General features: G+C 68.8%; 27 protein-coding genes. 21 read left to right on the top strand and 6 right to left on the bottom strand.

Annotated features, from left to right (window positions below; all coding sequences use genetic code 11):
- The first annotated feature begins 16 nt into the window (after nt 1-16).
- Nucleotides 17-3,835, top strand: a complete 3,819-nt coding sequence (locus tag C3E78_RS14990) for a DNA-directed RNA polymerase subunit beta' (protein ID WP_108579753.1) — start codon at nt 17-19, stop codon at nt 3,833-3,835.
- Between the two features lie 91 nt (nt 3,836-3,926).
- Here the strand turns inward: C3E78_RS14990 and C3E78_RS14985 are convergent, their stop codons facing one another.
- From C3E78_RS14985 to C3E78_RS14970, 4 genes are all read right to left on the bottom strand, one after another.
- Nucleotides 3,927-4,127, bottom strand: coding sequence for a hypothetical protein (locus C3E78_RS14985; RefSeq protein WP_108579751.1), 201 nt, complete (start codon nt 4,125-4,127; stop codon nt 3,927-3,929).
- 59 nt (nt 4,128-4,186) lie between these two features.
- Nucleotides 4,187-4,780 carry a nucleotidyltransferase domain-containing protein gene (locus C3E78_RS14980; protein ID WP_159085912.1) on the bottom strand — a complete coding sequence of 198 codons (594 nt, stop codon included), beginning with the start codon at nt 4,778-4,780 and terminating at the stop codon, nt 4,187-4,189.
- A 160-nt stretch (nt 4,781-4,940) separates the two neighbouring features.
- Entirely contained in the window at nt 4,941-5,711 is a 771-nt protein-coding gene (locus C3E78_RS14975) for a cutinase family protein (protein ID WP_159085911.1), read from the bottom strand.
- Nucleotides 5,708-6,868, bottom strand: coding sequence for an acyltransferase family protein (locus tag C3E78_RS14970; RefSeq protein WP_108579746.1), 1,161 nt, complete (start codon nt 6,866-6,868; stop codon nt 5,708-5,710). Before C3E78_RS14970 ends, C3E78_RS14975 begins: the two co-directional genes overlap by 4 nt.
- Nucleotides 6,869-6,916: 48 nt before the next feature.
- Here C3E78_RS14970 and C3E78_RS14965 point away from each other — a divergent pair, with 48 nt between their 5' ends.
- The gene (locus C3E78_RS14965; protein WP_108579744.1) at nt 6,917-7,378 is read left to right on the top strand and encodes an NUDIX hydrolase; all 462 of its coding nucleotides are present in this window, start codon (nt 6,917-6,919) and stop codon (nt 7,376-7,378) included.
- Here C3E78_RS14965 and C3E78_RS14960 read toward each other — a convergent pair.
- Nucleotides 7,357-8,496 (bottom strand): hypothetical protein, encoded by a 1,140-nt coding sequence (locus tag C3E78_RS14960; RefSeq protein WP_135804826.1) that lies wholly within the window; start codon nt 8,494-8,496, stop codon nt 7,357-7,359. The genes C3E78_RS14965 and C3E78_RS14960 overlap by 22 nt on opposite strands.
- 144 nt (nt 8,497-8,640) lie before the next feature.
- Here C3E78_RS14960 and C3E78_RS14955 point away from each other — a divergent pair, with 144 nt between their 5' ends.
- From C3E78_RS14955 to C3E78_RS14920, 8 genes are all read left to right on the top strand, one after another.
- Nucleotides 8,641-9,378, top strand: a complete 738-nt coding sequence (locus C3E78_RS14955) for a GntR family transcriptional regulator (RefSeq protein ID WP_159085910.1) — start codon at nt 8,641-8,643, stop codon at nt 9,376-9,378.
- A 39-nt stretch (nt 9,379-9,417) separates the two neighbouring features.
- On the top strand, nt 9,418-10,707 hold the full coding sequence (locus C3E78_RS14950) for a hydroxyacid-oxoacid transhydrogenase (protein WP_108579738.1): 1,290 nt from the start codon (nt 9,418-9,420) through the stop codon (nt 10,705-10,707).
- Nucleotides 10,704-13,538: an FAD-binding and (Fe-S)-binding domain-containing protein gene (locus C3E78_RS14945; protein WP_235833642.1), complete on the top strand. Its 2,835-nt coding sequence runs from the start codon at nt 10,704-10,706 to the stop codon at nt 13,536-13,538. The genes C3E78_RS14950 and C3E78_RS14945 overlap by 4 nt, the downstream gene beginning before the upstream one ends.
- A 172-nt stretch (nt 13,539-13,710) precedes the next feature.
- Nucleotides 13,711-14,085, top strand: a complete 375-nt coding sequence (gene rpsL / locus C3E78_RS14940; RefSeq protein WP_056606137.1) for a 30S ribosomal protein S12 — start codon at nt 13,711-13,713, stop codon at nt 14,083-14,085.
- Nucleotides 14,085-14,555, top strand: coding sequence for a 30S ribosomal protein S7 (rpsG, locus tag C3E78_RS14935; protein WP_108579734.1), 471 nt, complete (start codon nt 14,085-14,087; stop codon nt 14,553-14,555). The genes rpsL and rpsG overlap by 1 nt, the downstream gene beginning before the upstream one ends.
- 68 nt (nt 14,556-14,623) lie before the next feature.
- A complete protein-coding gene (fusA, locus tag C3E78_RS14930; protein ID WP_108579732.1) occupies nt 14,624-16,735 on the top strand; it encodes an elongation factor G in 2,112 nt (703 codons plus the stop codon).
- Between the two features lie 91 nt (nt 16,736-16,826).
- Nucleotides 16,827-18,020, top strand: coding sequence for an elongation factor Tu (tuf, locus tag C3E78_RS14925; protein WP_108579730.1), 1,194 nt, complete (start codon nt 16,827-16,829; stop codon nt 18,018-18,020).
- A gap of 139 nt (nt 18,021-18,159) precedes the next feature.
- On the top strand, nt 18,160-19,074 hold the full coding sequence (locus C3E78_RS14920) for a cation diffusion facilitator family transporter (protein ID WP_108579728.1): 915 nt from the start codon (nt 18,160-18,162) through the stop codon (nt 19,072-19,074).
- A gap of 13 nt (nt 19,075-19,087) precedes the next feature.
- Here C3E78_RS14920 and C3E78_RS14915 read toward each other — a convergent pair whose 3' ends face one another.
- Entirely contained in the window at nt 19,088-20,332 is a 1,245-nt protein-coding gene (locus tag C3E78_RS14915) for a YeeE/YedE family protein (RefSeq protein ID WP_108580914.1), read from the bottom strand.
- Nucleotides 20,333-20,685: 353 nt separating this feature from the next.
- Between C3E78_RS14915 and rpsJ the strand changes: the two genes are divergently transcribed.
- Genes rpsJ through rpsQ form a run of 11 tightly spaced genes read left to right on the top strand, consistent with a single transcriptional unit; the run spans nt 20,686 to nt 26,324 of the window.
- On the top strand, nt 20,686-20,994 hold the full coding sequence (gene rpsJ / locus C3E78_RS14910; RefSeq protein WP_007078637.1) for a 30S ribosomal protein S10: 309 nt from the start codon (nt 20,686-20,688) through the stop codon (nt 20,992-20,994).
- A 16-nt stretch (nt 20,995-21,010) separates the two neighbouring features.
- Nucleotides 21,011-21,667, top strand: a complete 657-nt coding sequence (rplC, locus tag C3E78_RS14905; protein ID WP_108579726.1) for a 50S ribosomal protein L3 — start codon at nt 21,011-21,013, stop codon at nt 21,665-21,667.
- Nucleotides 21,668-21,671: 4 nt separating this feature from the next.
- On the top strand, nt 21,672-22,658 hold the full coding sequence (gene rplD / locus C3E78_RS18745) for a 50S ribosomal protein L4, sunset domain variant (protein ID WP_108579724.1): 987 nt from the start codon (nt 21,672-21,674) through the stop codon (nt 22,656-22,658).
- Nucleotides 22,655-22,960, top strand: coding sequence for a 50S ribosomal protein L23 (gene rplW / locus C3E78_RS14895; RefSeq protein ID WP_108579722.1), 306 nt, complete (start codon nt 22,655-22,657; stop codon nt 22,958-22,960). The genes rplD and rplW overlap by 4 nt, the downstream gene beginning before the upstream one ends.
- A gap of 13 nt (nt 22,961-22,973) precedes the next feature.
- Nucleotides 22,974-23,801: a 50S ribosomal protein L2 gene (gene rplB, locus C3E78_RS14890; protein WP_108579720.1), complete on the top strand. Its 828-nt coding sequence runs from the start codon at nt 22,974-22,976 to the stop codon at nt 23,799-23,801.
- A 17-nt stretch (nt 23,802-23,818) separates the two neighbouring features.
- Nucleotides 23,819-24,100, top strand: a complete 282-nt coding sequence (gene rpsS / locus C3E78_RS14885; RefSeq protein WP_056209436.1) for a 30S ribosomal protein S19 — start codon at nt 23,819-23,821, stop codon at nt 24,098-24,100.
- A gap of 20 nt (nt 24,101-24,120) precedes the next feature.
- Entirely contained in the window at nt 24,121-24,555 is a 435-nt protein-coding gene (gene rplV / locus C3E78_RS14880) for a 50S ribosomal protein L22 (protein ID WP_438938494.1), read from the top strand.
- The gene (gene rpsC, locus C3E78_RS14875) at nt 24,555-25,382 is read left to right on the top strand and encodes a 30S ribosomal protein S3 (RefSeq protein WP_108579716.1); all 828 of its coding nucleotides are present in this window, start codon (nt 24,555-24,557) and stop codon (nt 25,380-25,382) included. Before rplV ends, rpsC begins: the two co-directional genes overlap by 1 nt.
- Nucleotides 25,382-25,801, top strand: a complete 420-nt coding sequence (gene rplP, locus C3E78_RS14870) for a 50S ribosomal protein L16 (protein ID WP_108579714.1) — start codon at nt 25,382-25,384, stop codon at nt 25,799-25,801. The genes rpsC and rplP overlap by 1 nt, the downstream gene beginning before the upstream one ends.
- On the top strand, nt 25,801-26,040 hold the full coding sequence (gene rpmC / locus C3E78_RS14865; RefSeq protein ID WP_108579712.1) for a 50S ribosomal protein L29: 240 nt from the start codon (nt 25,801-25,803) through the stop codon (nt 26,038-26,040). The genes rplP and rpmC overlap by 1 nt, the downstream gene beginning before the upstream one ends.
- A complete protein-coding gene (gene rpsQ / locus C3E78_RS14860) occupies nt 26,037-26,324 on the top strand; it encodes a 30S ribosomal protein S17 (RefSeq protein ID WP_108579710.1) in 288 nt (95 codons plus the stop codon). The genes rpmC and rpsQ overlap by 4 nt, the downstream gene beginning before the upstream one ends.
- Nucleotides 26,325-26,332: the final 8 nt, after the last annotated feature.

The raw sequence follows: 26,332 nt of genomic DNA, 5'->3' as shown, positions 1-26,332 counted from the left end.
AGGGAAAGAAGACAACGTGCTTGACGTGAACTTCTTCGATCAAATCCGGATCGGTCTCGCGACCGCCGACGACATCCGCGGATGGTCGTTCGGCGAGGTCAAGAAGCCCGAGACGATCAACTACCGCACGCTCAAGCCCGAGCGTGACGGACTCTTCTGCGAGAAGATCTTCGGTCCCACCCGGGACTGGGAGTGCTACTGCGGCAAGTACAAGCGCGTGCGCTTCAAGGGCATCATCTGCGAGCGCTGCGGCGTCGAGGTCACGCGGTCCAAGGTGCGCCGTGAGCGCATGGGCCACATCGAGCTCGCCGCCCCGGTCACGCACATCTGGTACTTCAAGGGTGTGCCCAGCCGGCTCGGCTACCTGCTCGACCTCGCCCCGAAGGACCTCGAGAAGGTCATCTACTTCGCGGCGTACATGATCACGAAGGTCGACGAGGACGCACGTCACCAGGACCTGTCGAGCCTCGAGGCCAAGATCGACCTCGAGCGCAAGCAGCTCGAGAGCCGTCGTGACAACGAGGTCAACGAGCGCATGCAGAAGCTCGAGGAGGACCTCGCGGCCCTGGAGGCCGAGGGTGCCAAGGCCGACGCCAAGCGCAAGGTCAAGGACTCGGCCGAGCGCGAGGCCAAGCAGCGTCGTGACCGCGCCCAGCGCGAGATCGACCGCCTCGACGAGGTGTGGAGCCGCTTCAAGAACCTCAAGGTCCAGGACCTCGAGGGCGACGAGATGCTCTACCGCGAGATGACGTACCGCTTCGGCAAGTACTTCGAGGGCTACATGGGCGCCATGGCGATCCAGAAGCGCCTGCAGGACTTCGACCTCGAGGCCGAGGCCGAGCTGCTGCGCGAGATCATCGCCACCGGCAAGGGACAGAAGAAGACCCGCGCCCTCAAGCGCCTCAAGGTCGTCTCCGCGTTCCTCGGCAGCAACAACGCGCCGGCCGGCATGGTCCTCGACGCCGTCCCGGTGATCCCGCCGGAGCTGCGTCCGATGGTCCAGCTCGACGGTGGACGTTTCGCGACCAGCGACCTGAACGACCTCTACCGCCGCGTGATCAACCGGAACAACCGGCTCAAGCGTCTGCTCGACCTGGGCGCTCCGGAGATCATCGTCAACAACGAGAAGCGCATGCTGCAGGAGGCCGTCGACTCGCTGTTCGACAACGGCCGTCGCGGCCGTCCGGTCACCGGACCGGGCAACCGTCCGCTGAAGTCGATCTCCGACATGCTCAAGGGCAAGCAGGGTCGCTTCCGTCAGAACCTGCTCGGCAAGCGCGTCGACTACTCGGGCCGTTCGGTCATCGTCGTCGGCCCGCAGCTCAAGCTGCACCAGTGTGGTCTGCCCAAGCAGATGGCGCTCGAGCTGTTCAAGCCGTTCGTGATGAAGCGTCTGGTCGACCTGAACCACGCGCAGAACATCAAGAGTGCCAAGCGCATGGTCGAGCGGGCTCGCCCGGTCGTGTGGGACGTCCTCGAAGAGGTCATCACCGAGCACCCCGTGCTGCTCAACCGCGCGCCGACGCTGCACCGCCTGGGCATCCAGGCCTTCGAGCCGCAGCTCATCGAGGGCAAGGCCATCCAGATCCACCCGCTCGTCTGCTCGGCGTTCAACGCCGACTTCGATGGTGACCAGATGGCCGTGCACCTGCCGCTGAGCGCCGAGGCCCAGGCCGAGGCACGCGTCCTGATGCTGTCGACCAACAACATCCTGAAGCCGTCCGACGGCCGGCCCGTGACCATGCCCACCCAGGACATGATCATCGGCCTGTACTTCCTGACGCTGGAGCGTTCGGGTCACATCGGCGAGGGTCGCGCGTTCAGCACGGTCCCCGAGGCACTCATGGCGTTCGAGCGTCACGAGATCTCGCTGCAGAGCCACATCAAGATCCGCATCGAGGGCCAGATCCTCGACACGACCCTGGGTCGTGCGATCTTCAACGAGGCGCTGCCGGACGACTACCCCTTCGTCAACCACCAGGTGGGCAAGAAGGAGCTGGGTGTGATCGTCAACGATCTCGCCGAGCGCTACTCCAAGGTCGACGTCGCCAACGCGCTGGACAACCTCAAGGACACCGGCTTCCACTGGGGCACCCGCTCCGGCGTGACCGTGTCGATCGAGGACGTCGTCACGCCTCCGCGCAAGCAGGAGATCCTGGGCGGCTACGAGACGCAGGCGGCCAAGGTCCAGACGCAGTTCGACCGCGGTCTCATCACCGAGGACGAGCGTCGTCAGGAGCTCATCGAGATCTGGACGCAGGCCACGGCCGACGTCACCGAGGAGATGCTCAAGGGCTTCACCGAGGACAACCCGATCTGGATGATGGTCGACTCCGGTGCTCGCGGAAACATGATGCAGGTCCGTCAGATCGCCGGCATGCGTGGTCTGGTGGCCAACCCGAAGGGCGAGATCATCCCTCGCCCGATCAAGGCCAACTTCCGTGAGGGCCTGTCGGTCGTCGAGTACTTCATCGCGACCCACGGCGCCCGCAAGGGACTCGCGGACACCGCTCTGCGTACGGCCGACTCGGGCTACCTGACGCGTCGACTCGTCGACGTCAGCCAGGACGTCATCATCCGCGAGGAGGACTGCGGCACCGAGCGCGGTCTGAAGCAGGTCATCGCGACCAAGCTTGACGACGGCCGTCTGGTCGCCGCCGAGAACGTCGAGACGGCTGCCTACTCGCGCACCGCGGCCACCGACATCACCGATGCCGACGGCAAGGTCCTCGTGGCCGCCGGCGGCGAGCTCGGTGACGTCGAGATCGCGCAGCTCATCGCTGCGGGGGTCGAGGAGATCAAGGTCCGTACGGTCCTGACGTGCGAGGCGAAGGCCGGCACGTGTGCCAAGTGCTACGGTCGCTCGCTCGCGACCGGCAAGCTCGTCGACATCGGCGAGGCCGTCGGAACCATCGCGGCCCAGTCGATCGGTGAGCCCGGCACGCAGCTGACCATGCGTACCTTCCACACCGGTGGTGTGGCCGGTGACGACATCACGCACGGTCTGCCCCGCGTCGTCGAGCTCTTCGAGGCTCGCCAGCCCAAGGGCAAGGCTCCCATCACGGAGTCGGCCGGCCGCGTCGTCATCGACGACTCGGACAAGACCCGCAAGCTCGTCGTGACGCCGGATGACGGCTCGGACGTGCTCGAGTACCCCGTCACCAAGCGTGCGCGCCTCCTGGTCCAGGACGGCGATCACGTCGAGGTCGGACAGATGCTGACGCACGGCACGCCCGATCCGCAGGAAGTCCTGCGCATCCTGGGTGTCCGTCGTGCCCAGGAGCACCTGGTCGACCAGGTGCAGGAGGTCTACCGGTCGCAGGGCGTGGCGATCCACGACAAGCACATCGAGATCATCGTTCGCCAGATGCTGCGTCGGGTCACGGTCATCGAGCAGGGCGACGCCCAGCTCATCCCCGGTGACCTGGTCGATCGTGCGCACTTCGAGGAGGAGAACCGTCGGGTCGTCGCCGAGGGTGGCACCCCCGCCTCGGGTCGTCCGGTCCTGATGGGCATCACGAAGGCCTCGCTGGCCGTCGAGTCGTGGCTGTCGGCCGCCTCCTTCCAGGAGACGACGCGCGTCCTCACCGACGCCGCCATCCACGGCAAGTCGGACTCGCTGCGTGGCCTGAAGGAGAACATCATCATCGGCAAGCTCATCCCGGCGGGTACCGGTCTCGACCGTTACCGCAACATCCGGGTCGAGCCCACCGAGGAGGCCCGTCAGGCCGCCTACGCCGTCACCGGCTACGGCGACTACGACTACGGCTTCGGGTCGGCTGACGGCGACGCGGTGAAGCTGGACGACTTCGACTTCACGTCGTACGACTCCTGATCCACGGCTGAACGAAGCCCCCCGCGCCCATCTGGGCCGGGGGGCTTCGTCGTTGGTGGATGTGTCCGGCGACGAGTGGTGAGGGAACCGCTCAGGTCGTGCGTGCCCGCGCTTCCAGCAGACTGGCAGCGGCGGCATGGTCGGTGCCCGAGTAGTCCTCGCCCAAAGCGGCCGCGCAGATCGCGTCGGCGGCCGCGATGCCGGCGAGCACGGCTGTTCCGACGCACACGTTGATGGCTGCACCGTCCTCTGAGGCGACCAGTTCGGCCACCTCGAGGTACTTGCGCCCCACGTCGCTTCGTCCACGCGCCCACGCCCGGTCGGCTGTCCGAGTGGTGAGCTTGCGGGGGCTCACCCGTGCCCCTCGCCGGCGCGTGCTGCCGAGATGAGCGTCCTGATGTCGTGCCCGTGTACGGTCACCGCATCCGAACGCAGCTCCTCGACGATGCGTTCACCCGCAGCGATCGCCTTGGCGAGTCCGTCGGTGTCCATGCTCAGTAATTCCAGGCGGTTGCCCGTCCAGGCGTACACGTGGTCCTCGAGCTGCCGCACCTGCGCCTGCCAGCCCGAGTCGTCGTCCAGGTGAAGGTTGGCGTCCGTGAGCACGAGGAGGTCGATGTCGCTTTCCTGGCTGCCGTCCCCTCGTGCGAAGGAGCCGAACACCGATGCGTGAACGGGGGTCGGACGGAGGGCAGCCACCGCACTGCTGAGGCGAGTGAGAAGATCGCGGCGGACATCAAGGGCCGCAAAGACTGCCGGCATCAGCAGATGATCGCGGTTCAGCCGGTACATGTACCCGCGATTGGTCGGCTCAGCCAGGACGAGACCGTGCTCGACGAGGCGGTCCAGCACCTTCGTCGTTCCGGAACGGGAGCCTCGTTCCGTCAGCCTGGCGACCTGTGACGCGCCGAACGCTGACTCGCTGCGGGCCAGCACGACCAGCACGTCGGAGTCGAGACTCGGGATGAGCGATCGCAAGGGCAGGGAGACGTCCATGCCGACACTGTATGCCACTATTGTGTCTTTGCGTCACTATAGTGACGCAGGGTCACTATGGTGGGGATGGGTTCGTCGCGGGCCCCAGCGATGTCCTGGGACTCCGCCGTCAGACGCCGTTGCGGCGCAGGACCCGGTCGAGCTGCTTCGCGGTCGCCTTGGCCGTGGAGGGCTTCTCGTAGAAGGTCCGGTGAGTGGCCGACGGGGGACCGCCCGGGGTTCCCTCGTCGTTGCAGATCTCGTCGCCCTGGACGCACAGGGCGATGGTGGCCCGGCGGACGTCCGGGTCGACGGGGGAGCCGGTTCCCAGACGTCCGTTGCCCGTGACCGGCTTCGCCGCGTAGCCGTAGCGCGCGATGTCGTCGTCGGGGTTGTGGCGCGGGTCGGCGATCATCGCGACGAGCGCGACCCGGTCGGCCAGGGCGGCCGGCACGTCCGCGACCGCCGTGTGCACGACCTGGGCGCCCTGGCTGAAGCCGACCAGGGCGAAGCGGCTGTCGGGGCACCTGCGGACCAGCCCGCGCAGCCGGCTGGTCATCATCCGCGCACCCTCGGCGACGTGCTCCTGGTAGTCGGCGAGGGTGGACGTCTTCGTCGCGTCGTAGCGGATCGGCTCGACGCGCACCGTGGTGTCCGAGCGACGGTGCAGCCGCCGTGCGAGCTCGTGGACCGTCATCCTGACCTCGGTGCCGACGCCCAGGTTGCGATCGGGGTCCTGGGTCGACCCCCGCGCCGCCACGACCACCAGGTCGGCGCACCTGTCGTCGACCAGCAGCGGTCGGTCGGTGGACCGGGTGCCCCCGGCCGTGCCCGCGAGGCAGCCACCGAGCAGCAGGGCGGTGGCAGTGGCGGCGGCGAGCTGGCTCAGCCGCCGGGTCACGAGGCGGGGACCGAGGTCTGGGACGAGGAGCCGCCGCTGGCGCGCTCCCGGCCGCCGGTTGTCGGCGAGGAGCCGTCGACGGCCGGGAGTGCGTCGACCGGCACCCGCACCGAGGGTGGCTCGGCCTCGCGGAACAGCCAGGTCAGCCGGGGCTCGAACAGGGGGCGGAAGACGGTGGCGACCGGCTTGGTCATGAGCAGGTTCGCCACGACGACGGCTGCGACCATGAAGCCGATCACCGCCCACGCCCCGTACTCCTCGAACCTCTGCCACAGGTCCAGCTCGCGGTCGAGCAGGATGATGATGTAGCCGTGCAGCAGGTAGCAGTAGAACGTACGCCCGCCCAGGACGGTCGTGATCGAACGGGAGCGGGGGATCAGCGAGAGCGTCGCGAAGGTCAGCACCGCGCCCACGAGCAGCAGCTCGCCACGGGTGGTCATGCCCTCCCACGCTGTGGCGTCCAGGGGCGCCTCGTCGTAGCGGTCCTTCCAGAGCAGCCACTGGGTCGTCCAGTCCGCCGAGTACAGCTGGCAGAAGATGAAGGCGACCACGAGCGCGACCACCGAGGCGGCCCGGATCCGCCAGTCGCCCAGCTTCATGAAGAGCTCACGGTTCATGTGCAGCCCGATGACCCAGAACGGCAGCAGGGCCAGCACCTTCGGAAGCGCCAGGACGTTGGGGATCTCGATCAGCCCGGCGAGCAGCGAGATGACGATCGACGTGGTGATCGGGTACTTCAGCGCACGCCAGATCGGCGTCGTGATGCGCCACAGGAACAGGGCCGCGAGGAACCAGCCGAGCCACTGCGGCGACAGGATCATCAACGTCTTGGGCTCGCCGTCGTAGTGCCTGGTGAGGAGCTGCAGGCTCGTCTCGACCAGCAGGTACGGGACGATGAGCGTGCTGACGATGCGCCGGATCTGGCGGAAGTCCCCGATGTAGTGCCGGGCCGTGTAGCCCGAGATGAGGATGAAGAACGGCATGTGGAACAGGTAGATCCACGTGTAGACGCCCTTCGCGGAGTCCATCACGACGTACTCGGTGAGGGAGTGGCCGATGACGACCAGCAGCATCACCCAGTACCGGGCGTTGTCGAGGTACGCCACGCGCTCCTTCGGTGGAGCGGTGGCCACGGGCAGCGGGTCAAGGGCACTCATCCCTGCTGACTCTAATAGCCTGAGACCAATCCGACCTGTGGAGGACCTGTGCCCGAACCGTCACGTACGCAGCGCCTGGGGGCGTACGCCGTCGTGCTGCACGAGGGCCGCATCCTGCTGACGCGGATCTCGTCCGTCGGCTACCCGGCCGGCTCGTGGACGCTGCCCGGCGGAGGGGTCGACCACGGCGAGTCGCCGCACGACGCCGTGGTGCGGGAGCTCCACGAGGAGACCGGGCTGGTGGCCCTGTCGTCGCGGCTCGTGGACGTCCACGACACGCACGTGGTGGCCCTTGGGCGGGGCGACCAGTACGAGGACTACCACGGCGTCCACCTGCTCTACGCGGTCGAGGTGGACACGACGATCGAGCCGCACGTCGTGGAGGTCGGCGGCACGACCGACGTCGCGGCCTGGATCCCGATCGATCAGGTGGGCTCAGCCGTGGGCCCGGTGCTGCCTATGGTCGTGCACGCGCTGGAGCACGCGGCTCAGTTCGCGCGCGGCGTGTAGAACAGCGCGGTGTAGTTTCCGCGCGCTGACAGGATGTAGACCGCGCGGGCGATCGAGCCGTTCTTGGTGCGCACGGCGTACATCGTGCTGACCGAGTTGAGATCCTCGGTGACGTCCTTGGTGACCCGGCCGTCGGGGCTGTTCCTCAGGGCGAACTGCTCGGCGATCTGGTCGGCCTCCATGGCGCGCGCTGTGGTGACGGCGGCGAACTGCGGCGTGAAGCTGCTCAGCAGCAGGGTCGCGTCGGTCGGCACGGTCCAGCCGTTGACCAGCTTGGTCGTCAGCGGTGCGTCCTCGTCCATCTTGGGCCAGATCAGGCCCGAGCCCTCGGCGTCCGGGTCGACGTCCGGGACGTCGTTCAGGGACCCGGTGTCACGGGCCAGCTGTCCGGCGCGCGGGTCGCCGACGTACTCGGCGACGACCTGCATCACCGGGCGCGTCAGGGCGGCCGGCGGGGCCGTGCGGGTCGAGAGCTTGCCGGGGTCGACGCTCATCGTGATCCGGATGTCGCGGTTGCCGTCGGTGACGCCCCGCACGACGGCCTGGCAGCCGGTGATGCGGCGGTCCTTGGCCCGGCAGTACGCGGACAGGTCGTCGATCTGGACGTCCGCCTCGGGGACCGCGGCGGACATCTGTGCGAGCATCCGGCGCATGACCACGCCCGGGTCGCCGTCGATGCGCATCAGCGAGATCGTGGTGTCCGGCCGCGGCGGCTCCTCGAGCAGCTTGAACGAGTCGGGGCTGGGCCGGGTCGTCGGCGTCGGCGTCGGGGTGGGCGAGGGGGTGCCGTTGGCCTCGTCCTCGGCGATCCTGTCGGCCGTCTCGGCGTCCTTCTGCGCCTGCGCGGCCTGGAGCTCGGGGCGGTAGGCCTCGATCAGCTTGGTGCTGCGGTAGCGGAACAGGGGACCGAGCTGGGTCGCACCCTCCGGGACGTACAGGCCGTACGCGATCGGGCTCTCGGGGCCGGACTCGTGCTCGGACAGGTCGGCGGCCTTGGTCGCCTTGGGCGTCGGGGTGGCCGTCGGCGCCGGCTCGGGCGACGAGGGCTCGCTCGTGCAGGCCGCCACCGCGCTGAGCATGACGAGCGCGAGTGCCATCCGGCCGGCACGAGACTTCATCGATTCCCCTTGTTCGTCGCCCACGGGTGGGACTTCGGTCAGATGGGTGTCGGGTCGCGTCGGGTCGACGCCGTCCGGAGCACCAGCACCTCACGATATCGTTTCGCCGCAAGGCCGAGGATCAAGAGGGGAAGGCGAGTCACCATGGTGCGCGTCTCCACGACCGATCGGGTCTTCGCCTCCTTGCGCGAGTCGATCGTCGCGGGGGAGTTCCCGGCCGGCTCGCTGCACTCGATCTACCGCCTCGCCGATCTGCTCGAGGTGTCGAGGACGCCGGTGCGCGAGGCGGTCCTGCGCCTGGCCGACATCGGGCTGGTCACGATCGAGCGCAACCGCGGCGTCCGCATCCGGGGGGTCTCGGTCGCCGACGTGCGGGAGGTCTTCGAGCTGCGCCTCATGATCGAGGTCCCCGCGGCGGCGTACGCGGCGGCCCACGCGGACGCGGGGACCGTCGCGGCGATCGAGTCCGAGCTCGAGGCCATGCGCACGAGCGTCGGCCTCGACGACGAGGCGGAGTTCACGGCCCACGACCGGCTCCTGCACCAGGCGATCGGCGCCGCGACCGGCAACGCCCGCCTCCAGGCGGAGGTCGCGACGCTGCGCGACTCGATCCAGGCCCGAGGGGCCTCGACGATCAGCCGGTCCCGCGCGATGGCGGACGTCGCCGAGGAGCACGCACCCATCGTCGCGGCGATCTCGACCCGCGATCCCCGGGCGGCCGCGGCCCACATGGAGGAGCACCTGGTGCACACCGCGACGCTGCTGATGGAGCAGGTCGCGGTCGAGGGCGTGGACGTCGTCGACCCCGGCTGGTCCCGCGGGCTGCAGGAGCACCTGTACGTCCCGGGGCGCTCGGCTTCGGACCCGCCAACGCCGCAGTAGCATGCTAGTCTGGCGCGAAGCGAGCACCGAGGAGCCGACATGCCAGGATTCCAGCCCAGCCACCCCGAGACGGTCTTCACGTACGGGGCACCGGGACTCAAGTTCGGCATCGGCGCCCGGCACGAGCTGGCCCACGACCTGACGCAGCTCGAGGCGCGCCGCGTGCTCGTGGTGACCGACCCGGGCGTCGCCGCGACCGGCACCCCCGGTGAGATCGCCGAGTCCTTGCGGGCGGCGTCCATCGAGACAGTCGTGTTCGACCGCGCGCGGGTCGAGCCGACCGACGGCAGCCTCGAGGAGGCCATCGCGTTCGGTCGCGCGGAGGGACCCTTCGACGCGATCGTCGCGATCGGCGGAGGCAGTGCGATCGACACCGCCAAGGCGGTCAACCTGCTCACGACCAACGACGGTGAGCTGATGGACTACGTCAACGCGCCCGTCGGCCGGGCGCGCGCGCCGAAGAACCCGCTGCTGCCCCTGATCGCGGTGCCCACCACGACGGGCACCGGCAGCGAGAGCACGACGATCTGCGTGCTCGACGTGGTCAGCCAGCATGTGAAGACCGGCATCTCCCACGCCCGGCTGCGTCCCGCGTTCGCGGTCGTCGACCCCGAGCTGACGCTGACCCAGCCGGCGGGGGTCACGGCGGCGTCCGGCCTGGACATCCTGTGCCACGCGCTGGAGAGCTACACCGCGCGACCCTTCGCCTCGTACGAGCACAAGCAGCCGCACGAGCGGGTGCCGTACTGCGGCTCCAACCCGATCGCCGACATGTGGTCGGAGAAGGCGCTCAGCCTCATGGCCGGCTCGTTCCGGACCGCGGTGCACCACGGTGACGACCTCGCGGCGCGCACCGAGGTCGCGATGGCCGCGACGTTCGCCGGTCTGGGCTTCGGCAACGCCGGCGTCCACATCCCGCACGCCAACGCGTACCCGATCGCGGGGCAGGTCCGCGACTTCCGGCCCGAGGGGTACGACGCGGACCACGCGATGGTCCCGCACGGCATGGCCGTCTCGCTGACCGCGCCCGCTGCGTTCCGCCACACGTTCCAGGCCGCCCCGGAGCGGCACGTCCGCGCCGCGGAGCTGCTCGACCCGACCGCCCAGCGTCCCGACGACCCGGCCGAGTTCCTGCCGCAGGTGCTGGCCGCGATCATGCGTGACGTCGGCATCCCGTCCGGCATCGGCGCGGTCGGGTACGGCGAGGGTGACGTGAACTCGCTCGTCGAGGGCACCATGAAGCAGCAGCGGCTGCTCGCGACCGCGCCGCTGGAGGTCACCGAGGACGCCGTGGCGACCATTCTCGAGCAGTCGTTGGAGATCTGGTGACGATCACGGACGCGACGACGACCGACGTCGTCGCCGAGCTCGGGCGCCTCGGCGTCGCGGACGTCGACGACTCGACGCTCACCCGCGCCCTCTACAGCACGGACGCCTCGCTGTACCGCGTCGTCCCGCGGGTCGTGGTGCGCCCGCGCAGCACCGAGGAGGTGCTGGCGACCGTCGCCGCGTGCCGGACGACCGGGGTGCCCCTGACGTCCCGCGGCGCCGGCACGTCGATCGCGGGCAATGCCGTCGGTCCCGGTGTCGTCCTGGACTTCACCCGCCACCTCAACCGGGTCCTGGACATCGATGTCGAGGCCCGGACCGCCCGCGTCGAGCCGGGCACGGTCCACGCGGTGCTGCAGAAGGCGGCCACGCCCCTGGGGCTGCGGTTCGGCCCCGATCCGTCGACGCACACGCGGTGCACCGTGGGCGGCATGATCGGCAACAACGCGTGCGGGTCGCGCGCGCTGGCGTACGGCCGCACGGCCGACAACGTGGTCGGCCTCGACGTCGTGACGATGCGGGGCGAGGAGCTGACGCTCGGCCACGGCGCGAGCGCCACCCCGTCCTCGACCCTCGACGACCTGCGGTCCCTGGTGGGCGCGAACCTCTCGACGGTGCGGACCGAGCTGGGCACGTTCGGGCGCCAGGTGTCCGGCTACAGCCTCGAGCACCTGCTGCCCGAGAACGGCTTCGACGTCGCGAGGTTCATGGCCGGCACCGAGGGGACGCTGGCCACGATGACGTCCACCACGGTGCGGCTCGTGCAGGACCCGCCGCACCGCCAGGTGCTCGTGCTCGGGTACGCCTCGATGGCCGAGGCCGCCGACGACGTCCCGGCGCTGCTCCCGTTCGGGCCCACCGCGTGCGAGGGCCTGGACTCGAGGATCGTGGACGTCTACCGCACCCACCGGGGCACCGTCCCCGACCTCCCGCGGGGTCAGGGCTGGCTCTTCGTGGAGATCTCCGGCGAGGTGCCGGCCGAGATCGCCGACACGGTCGCCCAGGCGGCGCGAGCCGCGTCCGCGCTCGACCACCGGGTCGTCACGGACGGCGGCGAGCAGGCCGTGCTGTGGCGCATCCGCGAGGAGGGCGCGGGCCTCGCGACCCGCACCCTGCCCGGCAAGGCGCTGTCGGGCTGGGAGGACGCCGCGGTGCCGCCGGAGAAGCTCGGCCGCTACCTGCGCGAGCTCGACGCGCTGCTGCGCGAGAACGACCTGGACGGGGTCCCGTACGGGCACTTCGGTGACGGCTGCGTCCACATCCGGATCGACTTCCCCCTGGACGCCGAGGGCGGGCACCAGGTCTTCCGGCGGTTCCTCACCGACGCCGCGACCCAGGTCGCGAGCCTCGGCGGGTCGCTGTCGGGCGAGCACGGGGACGGGCGGGCCCGATCCGAGCTGCTGCCGCTGATGTACTCCGGCGAGGCGATCAGCCTGTTCGAGCAGGTCAAGGCCGTCCTCGACCCCGACGACCTGCTCAACCCCGGCGTGCTCGTGCGGCCGGCCGCCGTCGACGCCGACCTGCGCGGGCCCGAGTCGATCCACTCCCCGGGCCGCGAGCACCTGTCGCGCCGCCTCGGCCTGCGCCTGCTGCACGACGACGGCGACCTCGGCAAGGCCGTGCACCGGTGCACGGGCGTCGGCAAGTGCATCGCCGACAACGCAGGCTCGAACGGGGTCATGTGCCCGTCCTTCCAGGCCACCCGCGAGGAGAAGGACTCGACCCGGGGGCGTGCCCGCGTCCTGCAGGAGATGATCGACGGACGTCTGGTCACGGGCGGCTTCCGGGCGCCCGAGGTGCACGAGGCGCTGGACCTCTGCCTCGCGTGCAAGGGCTGCCTCAACGACTGCCCCACCGGCACCGACATGGCCTCCTACAAGTCCGAGGTCCTGCACCAGTCGTACGAGGGGCGCCTGCGTCCCCGCAGCCACTACGTCCTCGGCCGGCTGCCGTTCTGGGCCAGGGTCACCGCGCCCGTGGCCTGGCTCGCCAACCTGGGCCTGCGCACGCCCGGGCTGCGCTCGGTCGCCCGCTGGGTGGCCGGGGTGGACCAGCGTCGCAGCCTGCCGGCGTTCGCGACCCGGCGCTTCTCGCGCACCGCTCGGCCGGTCCGCACGGACGACCGGCCGCGCGTCGTCATCTGGGCGGACTCGTTCACCGAGTACTTCTCGACCGACGGGGGACAGGCTGCGCTCCGTGTGCTCGACGGCGCCGGGTACGACGTCGAGGTGCTCGGTCGCCCGCAGTGCTGCGGGCTCACCTGGATCACGACCGGACAGCTCGACACCGCTCGCACGATGATCGGCCGGGCGATCGAGCAGCTGCACCCGTACGTCGCGGCGGGCGTGCCCGTCGTGGGCCTGGAGCCGTCGTGCCTCGCGGTCCTGCGCTCCGACGCCGTCGAGCTGGTGGACGACCCGCGTGCCGTCGAGGTCGCCCAGGGCGTCTTCACGCTCTCGGAGCTGCTGCAGCGGACCGAGGGCTGGCGGCCGCCGGACCTCACGGGCACGACGCTCGTGGTGCAGCCGCACTGCCACCAGGCGTCCGTGCTGGGGTTCGAGGCGGACCTGGCCGTCATGACCGCGACCGGCGCCACGATCGACCGGGTCTCGGGATGCTGCGGGCTCGCGGGCAACTTCGGCGTCGAGAAGGGCCACTACGAGGTGTCCGTGGCGGTCGCCGAGCAGCAACTGATGCCGGCCGTGCGCAACGCGCCGGCGGGTGCCCTGGTGGTCGCCGACGGCTTCTCCTGCCGCACGCAGCTGGACGACCTCGCGGCCGTCCAGGCCGTCCACCTCGCCCAGGTGCTGGACTCCGCGACGGCGCGCTGACGGCGGGCGGCGGGACCGGGGTGCTCTCGGTTTGGAACTTCCGTGGGCAGCCGGGTAGTATTTAGCGCTGTGCCTGAACTCATCAGGCCGTTGCGCACATCCCGCCAGAACTTTGGGGCGGTGAGCGCATCACGACTCATGGCTCGCGCCAGCCAGAAGAAGGAAGTTTGTAGTGCCCACGATCAACCAGCTGGTCCGCAAGGGCCGTCAGCGCAAGGTCGTCAAGACGACGACCCCCGCGCTCAAGGGATCCCCTCAGCGTCGCGGTGTCTGCACCCGCGTCTACACCACCACCCCGAAGAAGCCGAACTCCGCGCTCCGCAAGGTCGCCCGTGTGAAGCTCTCGAGTGGTACCGAGGTCACTGCATACATTCCCGGCGAGGGCCACAACCTGCAGGAGCACTCGATCGTGCTCGTGCGCGGCGGCCGAGTCAAGGACCTGCCCGGTGTCCGTTACAAGATCATCCGCGGCGCCCTCGACACGCAGGCCGTCAAGGGCCGCAAGCAGGCCCGCAGCCTGTACGGCGCCAAGAAGGAGAAGAAGTAATGCCTCGTAAGGGTCCCGCGCCCAAGCGCGTCGTCGAGACTGATCCCGTCTACGGGAGCCAGCTCGTCACTTCACTCATCAACAAGGTCCTGGTCGACGGCAAGAAGCAGGTCGCCCAGCGCATCGTCTACGCCGCACTCGAGGGCACCCGCGAGAAGTCCGGCACCGATCCGGTCATCACGCTCAAGCGCGCGCTCGACAACGTCAAGCCCGCCATCGAGGTCAAGAGCCGCCGCGTCGGCGGCGCGACCTACCAGGTCCCGATCGAGGTCCGCGCGGTTCGTCAGAACACGCTCGCCCTGCGCTGGCTCGTCAGCTACGCCGGCGCCCGTCGTGAGAAGACCATGGCCGAGCGCCTCATGAACGAGCTGCTCGACGCCAGCAACGGTCTCGGCGGCGCGGTCAAGAAGCGTGAGGACACGCACAAGATGGCCGAGGCCAACAAGGCGTTCGCTCACTACCGCTGGTAAGTCAGCACCACCACCACTCCTCGCCGTGACCCGGCGGGGGCCCCGCATCAAAGGAAGCGATCACACTCGTGGCAACCGACATCACCACCGACCTCAACAGGGTCCGCAACATCGGCATCATGGCGCACATCGATGCCGGCAAGACCACGACGACCGAACGCATCCTCTTCTACACCGGTATCAACTACAAGATCGGTGAGGTCCACGACGGCGGCGCCACCATGGACTGGATGGAGCAGGAGCAGGAGCGCGGCATCACGATCACGTCGGCCGCGACGACCTGCTGGTGGAAGGACAACCAGATCAACATCATCGACACCCCCGGGCACGTCGACTTCACCGTCGAGGTCGAGCGCAACCTGCGCGTCCTCGATGGTGCGGTCGCCGTGTTCGACGGTGTCGCCGGCGTGGAGCCGCAGTCCGAGACGGTCTGGCGCCAGGCCGACAAGTACGGCGTCCCGCGCATGTGCTTCGTCAACAAGCTCGACCGCACCGGTGCCAGCTTCGACTTCTGCGTCAAGACGATCCGTGAGCGCCTCGGCGCGACGGCCCTCGTCCTGCAGGTGCCGATCGGCGCCGAGGGCGACTTCATCGGCGTCGTCGACCTCGTCGGCAACCGCGCCCTGGTGTGGCGCGGCGAGACGCAGATCGGTGAGGACTACACGGTCGAGGAGATCCCGGCCGACCTGGCCGACCAGGCCGCCGAGGCCCGCAACGAGATGATCGAGATCCTCGCCGACAACGACGACGAGTTCGCCGAGGCCTACCTCGACGGCGCCGACATCACGCCGGAGCTGCTGAAGCCGGCCATCCGTCGCGCGACGCTCGCCGCCAAGCTCAACCCCGTCCTGTGCGGCACCGCGTTCAAGAACAAGGGCGTCCAGCCCCTGCTCGACGCGGTCATCGACTTCCTCCCGTCGCCCCTGGACGTCGGCGCCGTCACCGGCCTCGACCCCCGCGACGAGACGAAGACCGACACGCGTGAGCCCAAGGAGAGCGAGCCCTTCGCCGCCCTGGCGTTCAAGATCGCGTCCGACCCGCACCTGGGCAAGCTGACCTACCTGCGCGTGTACTCCGGTCGCCTCGAGGCCGGCTCCACGGTCATCAACGTGACCAAGGGCCGCAAGGAGCGCATCGGCAAGATCTACCAGATGCACGCCAACAAGCGCGCAGAGATCGCCTCCGTCGGCGCCGGCCAGATCGTCGCCGTCATGGGTCTGAAGGACACCACGACCGGTGAGACGCTGGCCGACCCGCAGAAGCAGATCGTCCTGGAGTCCATGACGTTCCCCGCGCCGGTCATCCAGGTCGCGATCGAGCCCAAGACCAAGAGCGACCAGGAGAAGCTCGGCACGGCCATCCAGCGCCTCGCCGAGGAGGACCCGACGTTCCAGGTCCACACCGACGAGGAGACGGGTCAGACCATCATCGCCGGCATGGGCGAGCTGCACCTCGACATCCTCGTGGACCGCATGAAGCGCGAGTTCAACGTCGAGGCCAATGTCGGCAAGCCGCAGGTCGCGTACCGCGAGACCATCAAGCGCAAGGTCGAGAACGTCAGCTACACCCACAAGAAGCAGACGGGTGGCTCCGGCCAGTTCGCCAAGGTCGTCATCTCGATCGAGCCCACGGGCCCGCTCGCGGGTGGCGAGGGTGGCTACGAGTTCGACAACGCCGTCACGGGTGGACGCGTTCCCCGTGAGTACATTCCGTCGGTCGACCAGGGCGCGCAGGACGCCATGCAGTTCGGTGTCCTCGCCGGCTACCAGATGGTCGACGTCAAGGTCACCCTGGAGGACGGCGCGTACCACGACGTCGACTCCTCGGAGCTCGCCTTCAAGCTCGCCGGTTCCATGGCGTTCAAGGAAGCAGCTCGCAAGGCCGATCCGGTGATCCTCGAGCCCGTGTTCGCGGTCGAGGTCACCACGCCCGAGGACTACATGGGCGACGTGATCGGCGACCTCAACTCTCGCCGTGGCCAGGTTCAGGCCATGGAGGAAGGGATGGGCGGCGTCAAGATCATCAAGGCGATCGTCCCCCTGTCAGAGATGTTCGGGTACGTCGGCGACCTGAGGTCCAAGACCTCGGGCCGTGCGTCATACTCGATGCAGTTCGACTCCTACGCGGAGGTTCCCAAGAACGTCGCGGAAGAGATCATCAAAAAGGCCCGCGGCGAGTAACAGCGGACCATCTCATAAGATGGCCTGAGGGACTCGTGCCGCGAGTATCCGACGGCGTTCAACAGCAACCAATTCGAAGAAGGAGCCCCAAGTGGCTAAGGCGAAGTTCGAGCGGACCAAGCCGCACATGAACATCGGCACCATCGGTCACATCGACCACGGTAAGACGACTCTTACCGCGGCGATCACCAAGGTGCTGCACGACAAGTACCCCGATCTGAACGAGGCTTCGGCCTTCGATCAGATCGACAAGGCCCCGGAAGAGCGCCAGCGCGGCATCACGATCTCCATCTCGCACGTCGAGTACCAGACCGAGAACCGCCACTACGCGCACGTCGACTGCCCGGGCCACGCGGACTACGTCAAGAACATGATCACCGGTGCGGCTCAGATGGATGGCGCGATCCTCGTGGTCGCCGCCACCGACGGACCCATGCCCCAGACGCGCGAGCACGTGCTGCTCGCTCGCCAGGTCGGCGTGCCCGCGATGGTCGTCGCGCTCAACAAGTGCGACATGGTCGATGACGAAGAGATCCTCGAGCTTGTCGAGATGGAGGTCCGGGAGCTGCTCAGCGACCAGGACTTCGACGGCGACAACGTCCCGGTCGTCCGGGTCGCCGCCGTTCCGGCTCTGGCCGGCGACGAGAAGTGGGGCGAGTCGGTCCTGGAGCTCATGCAGGCCGTCGACGACTACATCCCGATGCCCCCGCGTGAGACGGACAAGCCGTTCCTCATGCCCGTCGAGGACGTCTTCACGATCACCGGTCGTGGAACCGTCATCACCGGTCGTATCGAGCGTGGCGTCATCAAGGTCAACGAGACCGTCGACATCGTCGGCATCCGTGAGACCAAGCAGACCACGACGGTCACCGGCATCGAGATGTTCCGCAAGCTGCTCGACGAGGGACAGGCCGGCGAGAACGTCGGACTGCTCCTGCGTGGTACCAAGCGCGAGGACGTCGAGCGCGGCATGGTCATCATCGCTCCCGGTTCCACGACTCCCCACACGGAGTTCGAGGGCCAGGTCTACATCCTGTCGAAGGAGGAGGGCGGCCGTCACACGCCGTTCTTCAACAACTACCGTCCGCAGTTCTACTTCCGCACCACGGACGTCACCGGCGTCGTCACGCTGCCCGAGGGCACCGAGATGGTCATGCCCGGCGACAACACCGAGATGAGCGTTCAGCTGATCCAGCCGATCGCCATGGAGGAAGGCCTGCGCTTCGCCATCCGCGAGGGTGGCCGCACGGTCGGCGCAGGTCGCGTCACGAAGATCAACAAGTGAGCACTGCCAACATCTGATTGGCAACCTGCTCTCTGCGAGGGCCCCGTCCAGCTTCGGCTGGGCGGGGCCCTTGGCGTTGCACCGGCCGTGGGACGGGGACGAGGTCGTGGTGCTGGGGCCGACGGCCTAGCCTTGACCCATGGGACACGATCACGCGCACGGCTCAGGCGTGCAGCACCGCGGGCGTCTCGCCACGGTGCTCGGGCTGTCCCTCGTGGTGCTCGTCGTCGAGGCCGTCGTCGCCGTCGTGACCGGGAGCCTCGCGCTGCTCGCGGACGCGGGCCACGTGCTCGGCGACTCGTTCGGCATCGTCATGGCGCTCGCCGCCATCACCGTGGCCCAGCGCGGGGGAGGGCCGGGCTCGCGGCGGTCGTTCGGCTACCAGCGCACCGAGATCCTCGCCGCGGGACTCAACGGGCTCATCCTGATCGGGCTGGCGGCGTGGGTCGCGGTGAGCGCGGTACGCCGTTTCGGGGACGCCCCCGAGCTCGACGGCAGCCTGGTGCTCGTGGCCGGTGGGATCGGCCTGCTGGCCAACCTCGTCGGTCTGCTGCTGCTTCGCCGGGGCTCGGAGAACAACCTCAACGTCCGTGGCGCGTACCTCGAGGTCGTGGGCGACGCGCTCGGCTCGGTGGCGGTGCTCGTCTCAGCGGTGATCATCGTCTGGACCGGCTGGTACGCCGCCGATGCGGTCGCGTCCCTCGTGATCGCCGCGATGATCCTGCCCCGCGCGATCTCCCTGCTCAGGGACGTCGTCGAGGTCCTGCTGGAGTCGACACCCAGCGACGTCGACCTCGTCGAGCTGCGTGACCACATCGTCGGGACCGAGGGCGTCAAGGACGTCCACGACCTGCACGTCTGGACCATCACCTCGGGGATGCCGGTGATGAGCGCGCACGTGGTCGTGGACGACGACGTCACCGGGATGGACGAGGCGCACGCGGTGCTCGACCGGCTCCGCGCGTGCCTGTCGAGCCACTTCGACGTCGAGCACTCCACGTTCCAGATCGAGCCGGCCGGGCACCAGGACTCCGAGCACCACGTCCACCACTAGCGGACCGCGCGGGTCAGCAGACGCTGTCGTCCGAGCGCGGCACCGCGAGCCCGAAGAGCGGACGCAGCTTCAGGCCGACCCACGTGCCCGCGAGCGCCACCAGGCCCCAGATCCAGCCCGAGAGGCTGCCGGTGGAGATGCCGCCGAGGTAGGCGCCGATGTTGCAGCCCGAGGCGAGCCGGGCGCCGATGCCCAGCAGGATGCCGCCGATGAACGCTGCGGCGACCTCCTTGCCGTTGAACCGGTGGCGGAACGACCACACGCCCGCGAGCGTCGCTGCGACGGCGGCACCGAGGATGATGCCGATGTTGGTGAGCGAGTTCTTGTCCGCGAGGACCGATCCGGCCAGCTGGTCCGACATCACGGGCTGCTGCCAGAACGCCCAGCCCTCGGGGTGCAGCCCGACGAGCTGCAGCAGCTTGGCGCCCCACAGGGCGAACGCGCTCGTGACGCCCCAGATGCCACCCGACACGAGCAGCACACCCGCGGCCAGCACGGCGAGGACGACGGCCCCGACCAGCATGGGCCACGAGCCGCGCCACACCCGGGCGATGCCCTGCGCGGTGGGCGGGCGTCCGGTGGGCGGGGGGTTCCGCCGGGCCTGGTAGGCGCGGCTGCCCGCGACGATCGCGAGCAGCGCGACGATCGTGACGGCCCACGCACCGCCGTAGCCGAGGTGGTCCTGCAGGAGCACAGGGTCCCAGGTGGGCAGGTCGTCCACCAGGTCGAACTGCCAGGTGTAGAGCACCGAGCCGACGATGAAGCCCACCAGCGTCACGAGGACGCTGGACTGCCCGGAGCCGACCGCGAAGAGCGTCCCGGAGGCGCACGCGCCACCGAGCTGCATGCCGAGGCCGAACAGGAACGAGCCGAGCAGGAGGGCGACCCCGATCGAGCCGGCCGCCGGCTGCGGCGTCGAGCCGAACAGGCCCGTGCCGGACGCGAGCAGGATCATGCACAGCGTCGCGGCCGTGCCGAGCAGCAGCGCGTGCGCACGCACACCCGCGCCATTGCCGACCGCCACGAGCTGTCGCCATCCGGAGGTGAAGCCGAACCGCGCGTGGAACAGGGCGATTCCGAGGCCGAGGCCCAGGGCGAGCAGCACCGCGAACTTCGCGCCGTGCTGGGTGCCGACGACGACGAGCAGCAGCGCCGAGACGAGGGCGACGCCGGCGAGCGGTCCGCGCTGGACCGGGGGAGCCTGCTCCTGCGGCGGCGGGAGGGCGCAGGTGGGGGCGGGGCCGAGGAGGGTGGTCATGGACACACCGTAGGGACCGGCGGGCACAGCCCTCGCCGCGTCCCGGGGACTGAGACAGGGGCCGATTTGTCTTTCACCGCAGGAGTCTGTCAAACTAGTTCGGTTGCTCCGGCTCGATCGCTGGGGTGCCGACCGTCCGGTTCTCACGCCGATTCATGACGCCGGTGCCGAAACTGAGATCGAGCTTGTCCCGCCTGAGGCGGGTCCAACCACCTAACTCGAGAAGTGTGTGACGCATGTGCCCGCTGGGCCGCGACACGCCCGACCTCGGGGGTCGGCGGGAGGGAGGAGCCTTTCTCCCTCGATCCGGGGCGAGACTGCGAAGCGAACGAACGTAAAGGACAAGCGAGAGCATGGCGGGACAAAAAATCCGTATCCGGCTCAAGGCCTACGACCACGAGGTCATTGACACGTCGGCACGCAAGATCGTCGACACGGTGACGCGCACGGGCGCCAAGGTCGCAGGACCGGTGCCGTTGCCCACCGAGAAGAACGTTTTCTGCGTGATCCGTTCGCCGCACAAGTACAAGGACAGCCGCGAGCACTTCGAGATGCGCACCCACAAGCGCCTCATCGACATCATTGACCCGACGCCCAAGACAGTCGACTCGCTCATGCGTCTCGACCTGCCTGCCGGTGTCGACATCGAGATCAAGCTCTGAGGGGAGTCAGCGACCAATGAGCGACACCAGCACTGCCACCACGCGCGGCCTCCTCGGCCGCAAGCTCGGCATGACCCAGGTCTGGGATGCCGACAACAAGATCATTCCCGTCACCGTGATCGCCGCCGACACCAACGTCGTCACGCAGATCCGTACGCGTGAGGCCGACGGCTACTCCGCCGTCCAGGTCGGCTTCGGCGAGATCGACGGCCGCAAGGTCAACAAGCCGGTCGCCGGCCACTTCGCGAAGGCCGGCGTCACGCCGCGTCGCCACGTGGTCGAGATCCGCACCGAGGCCGTTGCCGACTTCACGCTGGGCCAGGAGATCTCCCCGGAGATCTTCGCCGCCGGAGACGTCGTCGACGTCACCGCGACCAGCAAGGGCAAGGGCTTCGCGGGCGTCATGAAGCGTCACGGCTTCGCCGGCGTGGGCGCCTCGCACGGCGCGCACCGCAACCACCGCAAGCCCGGCTCGATCGGTGGCTGCGCCACCCCGGGTCGCGTCTTCAAGGGTCTGCGCATGGCCGGCCACATGGGTGCCGAGCAGGTCACCACCCAGAACCTCAAGGTCCACGCGGTCGACATCGACAAGGGCGTCATCCTCATCAAGGGCGCCGTTCCCGGCCCCAAGGGTGCCCTCGTCGTCATCCGCTCTGCAGTGAAGGGAGCCTGACGTCATGGCACTCGATCTTCCCAAGGGCAGCATTGATGCCCAGCTGCCCGTCGACATCTTCGACGTCCAGACCAACATCCCGCTGATCCACCAGGTCGTCGTCGCGCAGCTCGCTGCGGCGCGCCAGGGCACGCACAGCACCAAGACGCGCGGGGAGGTGTCCGGCGGTGGCAAGAAGCCCTACCGCCAGAAGGGCACCGGTCGCGCCCGTCAGGGCTCGATCCGCGCACCCCAGTACAACGGTGGTGGAACGGTCCACGGCCCGACGCCGCGTTCGTACGACCAGCGCACGCCCAAGAAGATGAAGGCTGCCGCTCTGCGTGGCGCCCTGTCCGACCGGGCCCGCACGGGTCGTCTGCACGTCGTCGAGAGCATCGTGGGCGGCGACGCGCCGTCCACGAAGGCCGCGATCGCCACGCTGCGTGGGCTCACCCCGCGCCCCCGCGTGCTGATCGTCGTCGACCGTGCCGACACCGTCACGGCTCTGAGCCTGCGCAACGTCGACAACACGGTCATCCTGACCTTCGACCAGCTCAACACGTACGACGTGCTGAAGGCTGACGACCTGGTCTTCACCCAGACCGCGTTCGACGCGTTCGTCGCGGCACGTTCCGCCGAGGGCAGCGACACCGTCGCCCTCAGCGAGCTGGCCACCGAGGTCTCGGGCAAGGACGCCGCACCGGCGCCCAAGAAGGCAGCCGCCAAGAAGGCTCCGGCCAAGAAGGCCGCTGCTGCTGAGGCTCCCGCTGCCGACGCGGCCGAGGGCAGCACCGTCGCGGCCAACGCCACGGCGACGCAGCCCTACGGTCCGGGCTCGAAGGCCCCCCTCAAGAGCGGCAACGCTCCCAAGGGCCACGAGGTCAAGGGCGCCGAGGGTCACTTCCACACGGCCGATGACGCGGGCTACGACGACGTCGTGGCCGAGGTCTGGTTCGACTCGGCCGAGACGGCTGAGGCTGCCGGCTTCACCAAGGCAGGAGACGACAAGTGAGCACGATCTACAAGGACCACCGCGACGTTCTGATCGCGCCGGTCGTCAGCGAGAAGAGCTACGGCCTCCTCGACGACAACAAGTACACGTTCGTGGTGCACCCCGACGCCAACAAGACGGAGATCAAGATCGCCGTCGAGAAGATCTTCGGCGTCAAGGTCACTTCCGTCAACACGCTCAACCGCAAGGGCAAGACTCGTCGCACGAAGTCGGGCCTGGGCAAGCGCAAGGACACGAAGCGAGCAATCGTGAGTGTCGCCGCCGGTCAGAGCATCGACATCTTCTCGACGCCGAGCGCCTGAGGACTGAGGACATATGGCTATTCGCAAATACAAGCCGACAACGCCGGGCCGTCGTGGCTCCAGCGTCGCTGACTTCGCTGAGATCACCCGCACGACGCCGGAGAAGTCCCTGGTGGAGCCGCTGCCCAAGAAGGGTGGCCGCAACAACCAGGGCCGGATCACGACTCGTCACCAGGGCGGTGGACACAAGCGTGCCTACCGCATCATCGACTTCCGTCGCTACGACAAGGACGGCGTCCCCGCGAAGGTCGCTCACATCGAGTACGACCCCAACCGCACGGCGCGCATCGCGCTCCTGCACTACGCGGACGGCGAGAAGCGCTACATCATCGCGCCTGACGGCATCGCGCAGGGCCAGGCCATCGAGGCCGGCGCTGCCGCCGACATCAAGGTGGGCAACAACCTGCCGCTGCGCAACATCCCCGTCGGCACGCAGATCCACGCTGTGGAGCTCCGTCCCGGTGGTGGCGCGAAGATGGGCCGCTCGGCCGGTGTCCGCGTGCAGCTCGTCGCCAAGGAGGGCAACAAGGCTCAGCTGCGTCTGCCCTCGGGCGAGATGCGCTACGTCGACGTCCGCTGCCGCGCGACGATCGGCGAGGTCGGCAACGCCGAGCAGTCGAACATCAACTGGGGCAAGGCTGGCCGCAACCGCTGGAAGGGCAAGCGCCCGACCGTCCGTGGTGTCGCCATGAACCCGGTCGACCACCCGCACGGTGGTGGTGAGGGCAAGACGTCCGGTGGACGTCACCCGGTCTCCCCGTGGGGCAAGCCGGAAGGCCGTACGCGCAAGCGCAAGGCCAGCGACTCCCAGATCGTCCGCCGCCGCAAGTCCGGCCGCTGAGAAGGATTGGTTAACAGATGCCACGTAGTTTGAAGAAGGGCCCGTTCGTCGACGGGCACCTCGAGAAGAAGGTCGACGCGCAGAACGCCGCCGACACCCACACCGTGATCAAGACCTGGTCGCGCCGCTCGATGATCCTGCCGTCCTTCATCGGACACACGATCGCCGTGCACGACGGCCGCAAGCACGTGCCCGTGTTCATCACGGACTCGATGGTGGGTCACAAGCTGGGCGAGTTCGCCCCGACCCGCACGTTCCGCGGACACGAGAAGGACGACCGGAAGGCGAAGAGGCGATGAGTGCAGCTACCCGTGACAGCGTGAGCGCACGGCGCGAGCGGCTGCTGGGCGACGAGCCCGGCGCGTTCGCCGTGGCCCGCTTCGTGCGCGTCACTGCCCAGAAGTCGCGCCGCATCGGCGACCTGATCCGTGGCGAGTCCGTGGACAACGCCCTGGCGACCCTGCAGTTCGCTCCGCAGGCCGTTGCCGAGGTGTTCTACAAGCTCGTCGACAGCGCCGCTGCGAACGCCGAGACCACCGAGGGCCTCGACCGGTCCTCGCTGATCATCACCACGGTCCACGTGGACGAGGGCCCGACGATGAAGCGCTGGCGTCCCCGCGCCAAGGGTGCGGCCAACCGCATCCTGAAGCGCAGCAGCCACCTGACGGTGGTCGTCCAGCCGGCCGACTTCGTCGAGGGCAAGCGCCTCGCCGCGGCCACCAAAAACTCCAAGAAGAAGGGCGGGGCCCGATAGTGGGACAGAAAATCAACCCGCACGGGTTCCGACTGGGCATCTCGACGGATCACAAGAGCCGTTGGTACGCCGACAAGCTCTACAAGAGCTACGTCGGAGAAGACGTGCAGATCCGTCGGATGCTCACCAAGGGCATGGACCGCGCCGGCATCAGCCGTGTCGAGATCGAGCGCACGCGTGACCGCGTCCGCGTCGACATCCACACCGCTCGTCCCGGCATCGTCATCGGCCGCCGTGGCGCCGAGGCCGACCGCATCCGCGGCGACCTCGAGAAGCTCACGGGCAAGCAGGTGCAGCTGAACATCCTCGAGGTCAAGAACCCCGAGATGGACGCGCAGCTGGTCGCCCAGGGCGTCGCCGAGCAGCTCTCGGGCCGCGTCCAGTTCCGTCGTGCCATGCGCAAGGCGATGCAGTCGACGATGCGCTCGGGTGCCAAGGGCATCCGTATCCAGTGCTCGGGCCGCCTCGGTGGCGCCGAGATGTCGCGCTCGGAGTTCTACCGCGAGGGCCGCGTGCCCCTGCACACGCTCCGTGCTGACGTCGACTACGGCTTCTACGAGGCCAAGACGACCTTCGGCCGCATCGGCGTGAAGGTCTGGATCTACAAGGGCGAGGTTGCGGGCACCCGCGCCGAGCGCGAGGCAGAGGCTGCCAAGCGTGCCGCCGCTCCCGGCAGCAACCGTCGTCCCGCCCGCGGCGGAGCCGCTGGTGGCGCGCGTCGTCCCGAGCGTCCCGCTCGCGACGAGGCCGCTCCGGCGACCGACGCCGCTCCGACCCAGGCGCCGGCCGAGGCTGTCGCCGCTACTCCTGCAGGGGAGGGTTCCTGATGTTGATGCCCCGTAGGGTCAAGTACCGCAAGCAGCACCACCCCGCCCGCCGCGGCGCCGCCAAGGGCGGAACCGAGCTGGCGTTCGGTGACTACGGCATCCAGTGCGTGACCGCCGCCTACGTGACGAACCGTCAGATCGAGTCCGCTCGTATCGCCATGACGCGTCACATCAAGCGTGGCGGCAAGGTGTGGATCAACATCTACCCCGACCGCCCGCTGACCAAGAAGCCCGCCGAGACCCGCATGGGTTCCGGCAAGGGATCGCCCGAGTGGTGGGTCGCCAACGTCAAGCCCGGACGCGTCATGTTCGAGCTGTCCGGTGTCGACGAGAAGACGGCTCGCGAGGCCATGCGCCGCGCGATCCACAAGCTTCCCATGAAGGCCCGTTTCATCACCCGAGAGACAGGTGAGCTGTGATGGCAGCCGTGACCACCGCCGCCGAGCTGCGCGCCGTGAGCGTCGACGACCTGGCCGAGAAGCTGGCCGAGGCGAAGGAAGAGCTGTTCAACCTGCGCTTCCAGAACGCGACCGGCCAGCTCGACAACACTGCCCGACTGCGGGCAGTGCGCAAGGACATCGCCCGGATCTACACCGTGATGCGCGAGCGCGAACTCGGCATCGTCGAGTCGTCGTCCGCCGAGGTGTCCGAGGCATGACCGACAAGAACCAGAAGGACGAGGCAGTGACCGAACGCACCGCTCGCAAGACCCGCGAGGGTCTTGTCGTCAGCGACAAGATGGACAAGACCGTCGTGGTCAACGTCGAGGACCGCGTCAAGCACGCGCTCTACGGCAAGGTCCTGCGTCGCAACATGAAGCTCAAGGCTCACGACGAGTCCAACGCTGCCGGCATCGGCGACCGGGTCCTCATCATGGAGACCCGTCCGCTCTCGGCGACCAAGCGTTGGCGCATCGTCGAGATCCTCGAGAAGGCCAAGTAGGAGACGAC

The sequence above is a fragment of the Aeromicrobium chenweiae genome (genome assembly GCF_003065605.1).
Taxonomy (GTDB): domain Bacteria; phylum Actinomycetota; class Actinomycetes; order Propionibacteriales; family Nocardioidaceae; genus Aeromicrobium; species Aeromicrobium chenweiae.
This window is presented reverse-complemented; position numbering and strand designations above follow the sequence as displayed.

Coding starts and splice junctions, on each gene's coding strand:
- rplB (WP_108579720.1), top strand. CDS start 22,974: ATGGCTATTCGCAAATACAAGCCGACAACGCCGGGCCGTCGTGGCTCC.
- rplC (WP_108579726.1), top strand. CDS start 21,011: ATGAGCGACACCAGCACTGCCACCACGCGCGGCCTCCTCGGCCGCAAG.
- C3E78_RS14915 (WP_108580914.1), bottom strand. CDS start 20,332: ATGACCACCCTCCTCGGCCCCGCCCCCACCTGCGCCCTCCCGCCGCCG.
- rplD (WP_108579724.1), top strand. CDS start 21,672: ATGGCACTCGATCTTCCCAAGGGCAGCATTGATGCCCAGCTGCCCGTC.
- C3E78_RS14950 (WP_108579738.1), top strand. CDS start 9,418: ATGCCAGGATTCCAGCCCAGCCACCCCGAGACGGTCTTCACGTACGGG.
- rpsJ (WP_007078637.1), top strand. CDS start 20,686: ATGGCGGGACAAAAAATCCGTATCCGGCTCAAGGCCTACGACCACGAG.
- C3E78_RS14960 (WP_135804826.1), bottom strand. CDS start 8,496: ATGAAGTCTCGTGCCGGCCGGATGGCACTCGCGCTCGTCATGCTCAGC.
- rpmC (WP_108579712.1), top strand. CDS start 25,801: ATGGCAGCCGTGACCACCGCCGCCGAGCTGCGCGCCGTGAGCGTCGAC.
- rpsS (WP_056209436.1), top strand. CDS start 23,819: ATGCCACGTAGTTTGAAGAAGGGCCCGTTCGTCGACGGGCACCTCGAG.
- C3E78_RS14955 (WP_159085910.1), top strand. CDS start 8,641: ATGGTGCGCGTCTCCACGACCGATCGGGTCTTCGCCTCCTTGCGCGAG.
- rpsQ (WP_108579710.1), top strand. CDS start 26,037: ATGACCGACAAGAACCAGAAGGACGAGGCAGTGACCGAACGCACCGCT.
- C3E78_RS14970 (WP_108579746.1), bottom strand. CDS start 6,868: ATGAGTGCCCTTGACCCGCTGCCCGTGGCCACCGCTCCACCGAAGGAG.
- rplP (WP_108579714.1), top strand. CDS start 25,382: ATGTTGATGCCCCGTAGGGTCAAGTACCGCAAGCAGCACCACCCCGCC.
- C3E78_RS14920 (WP_108579728.1), top strand. CDS start 18,160: ATGGGACACGATCACGCGCACGGCTCAGGCGTGCAGCACCGCGGGCGT.
- rpsG (WP_108579734.1), top strand. CDS start 14,085: ATGCCTCGTAAGGGTCCCGCGCCCAAGCGCGTCGTCGAGACTGATCCC.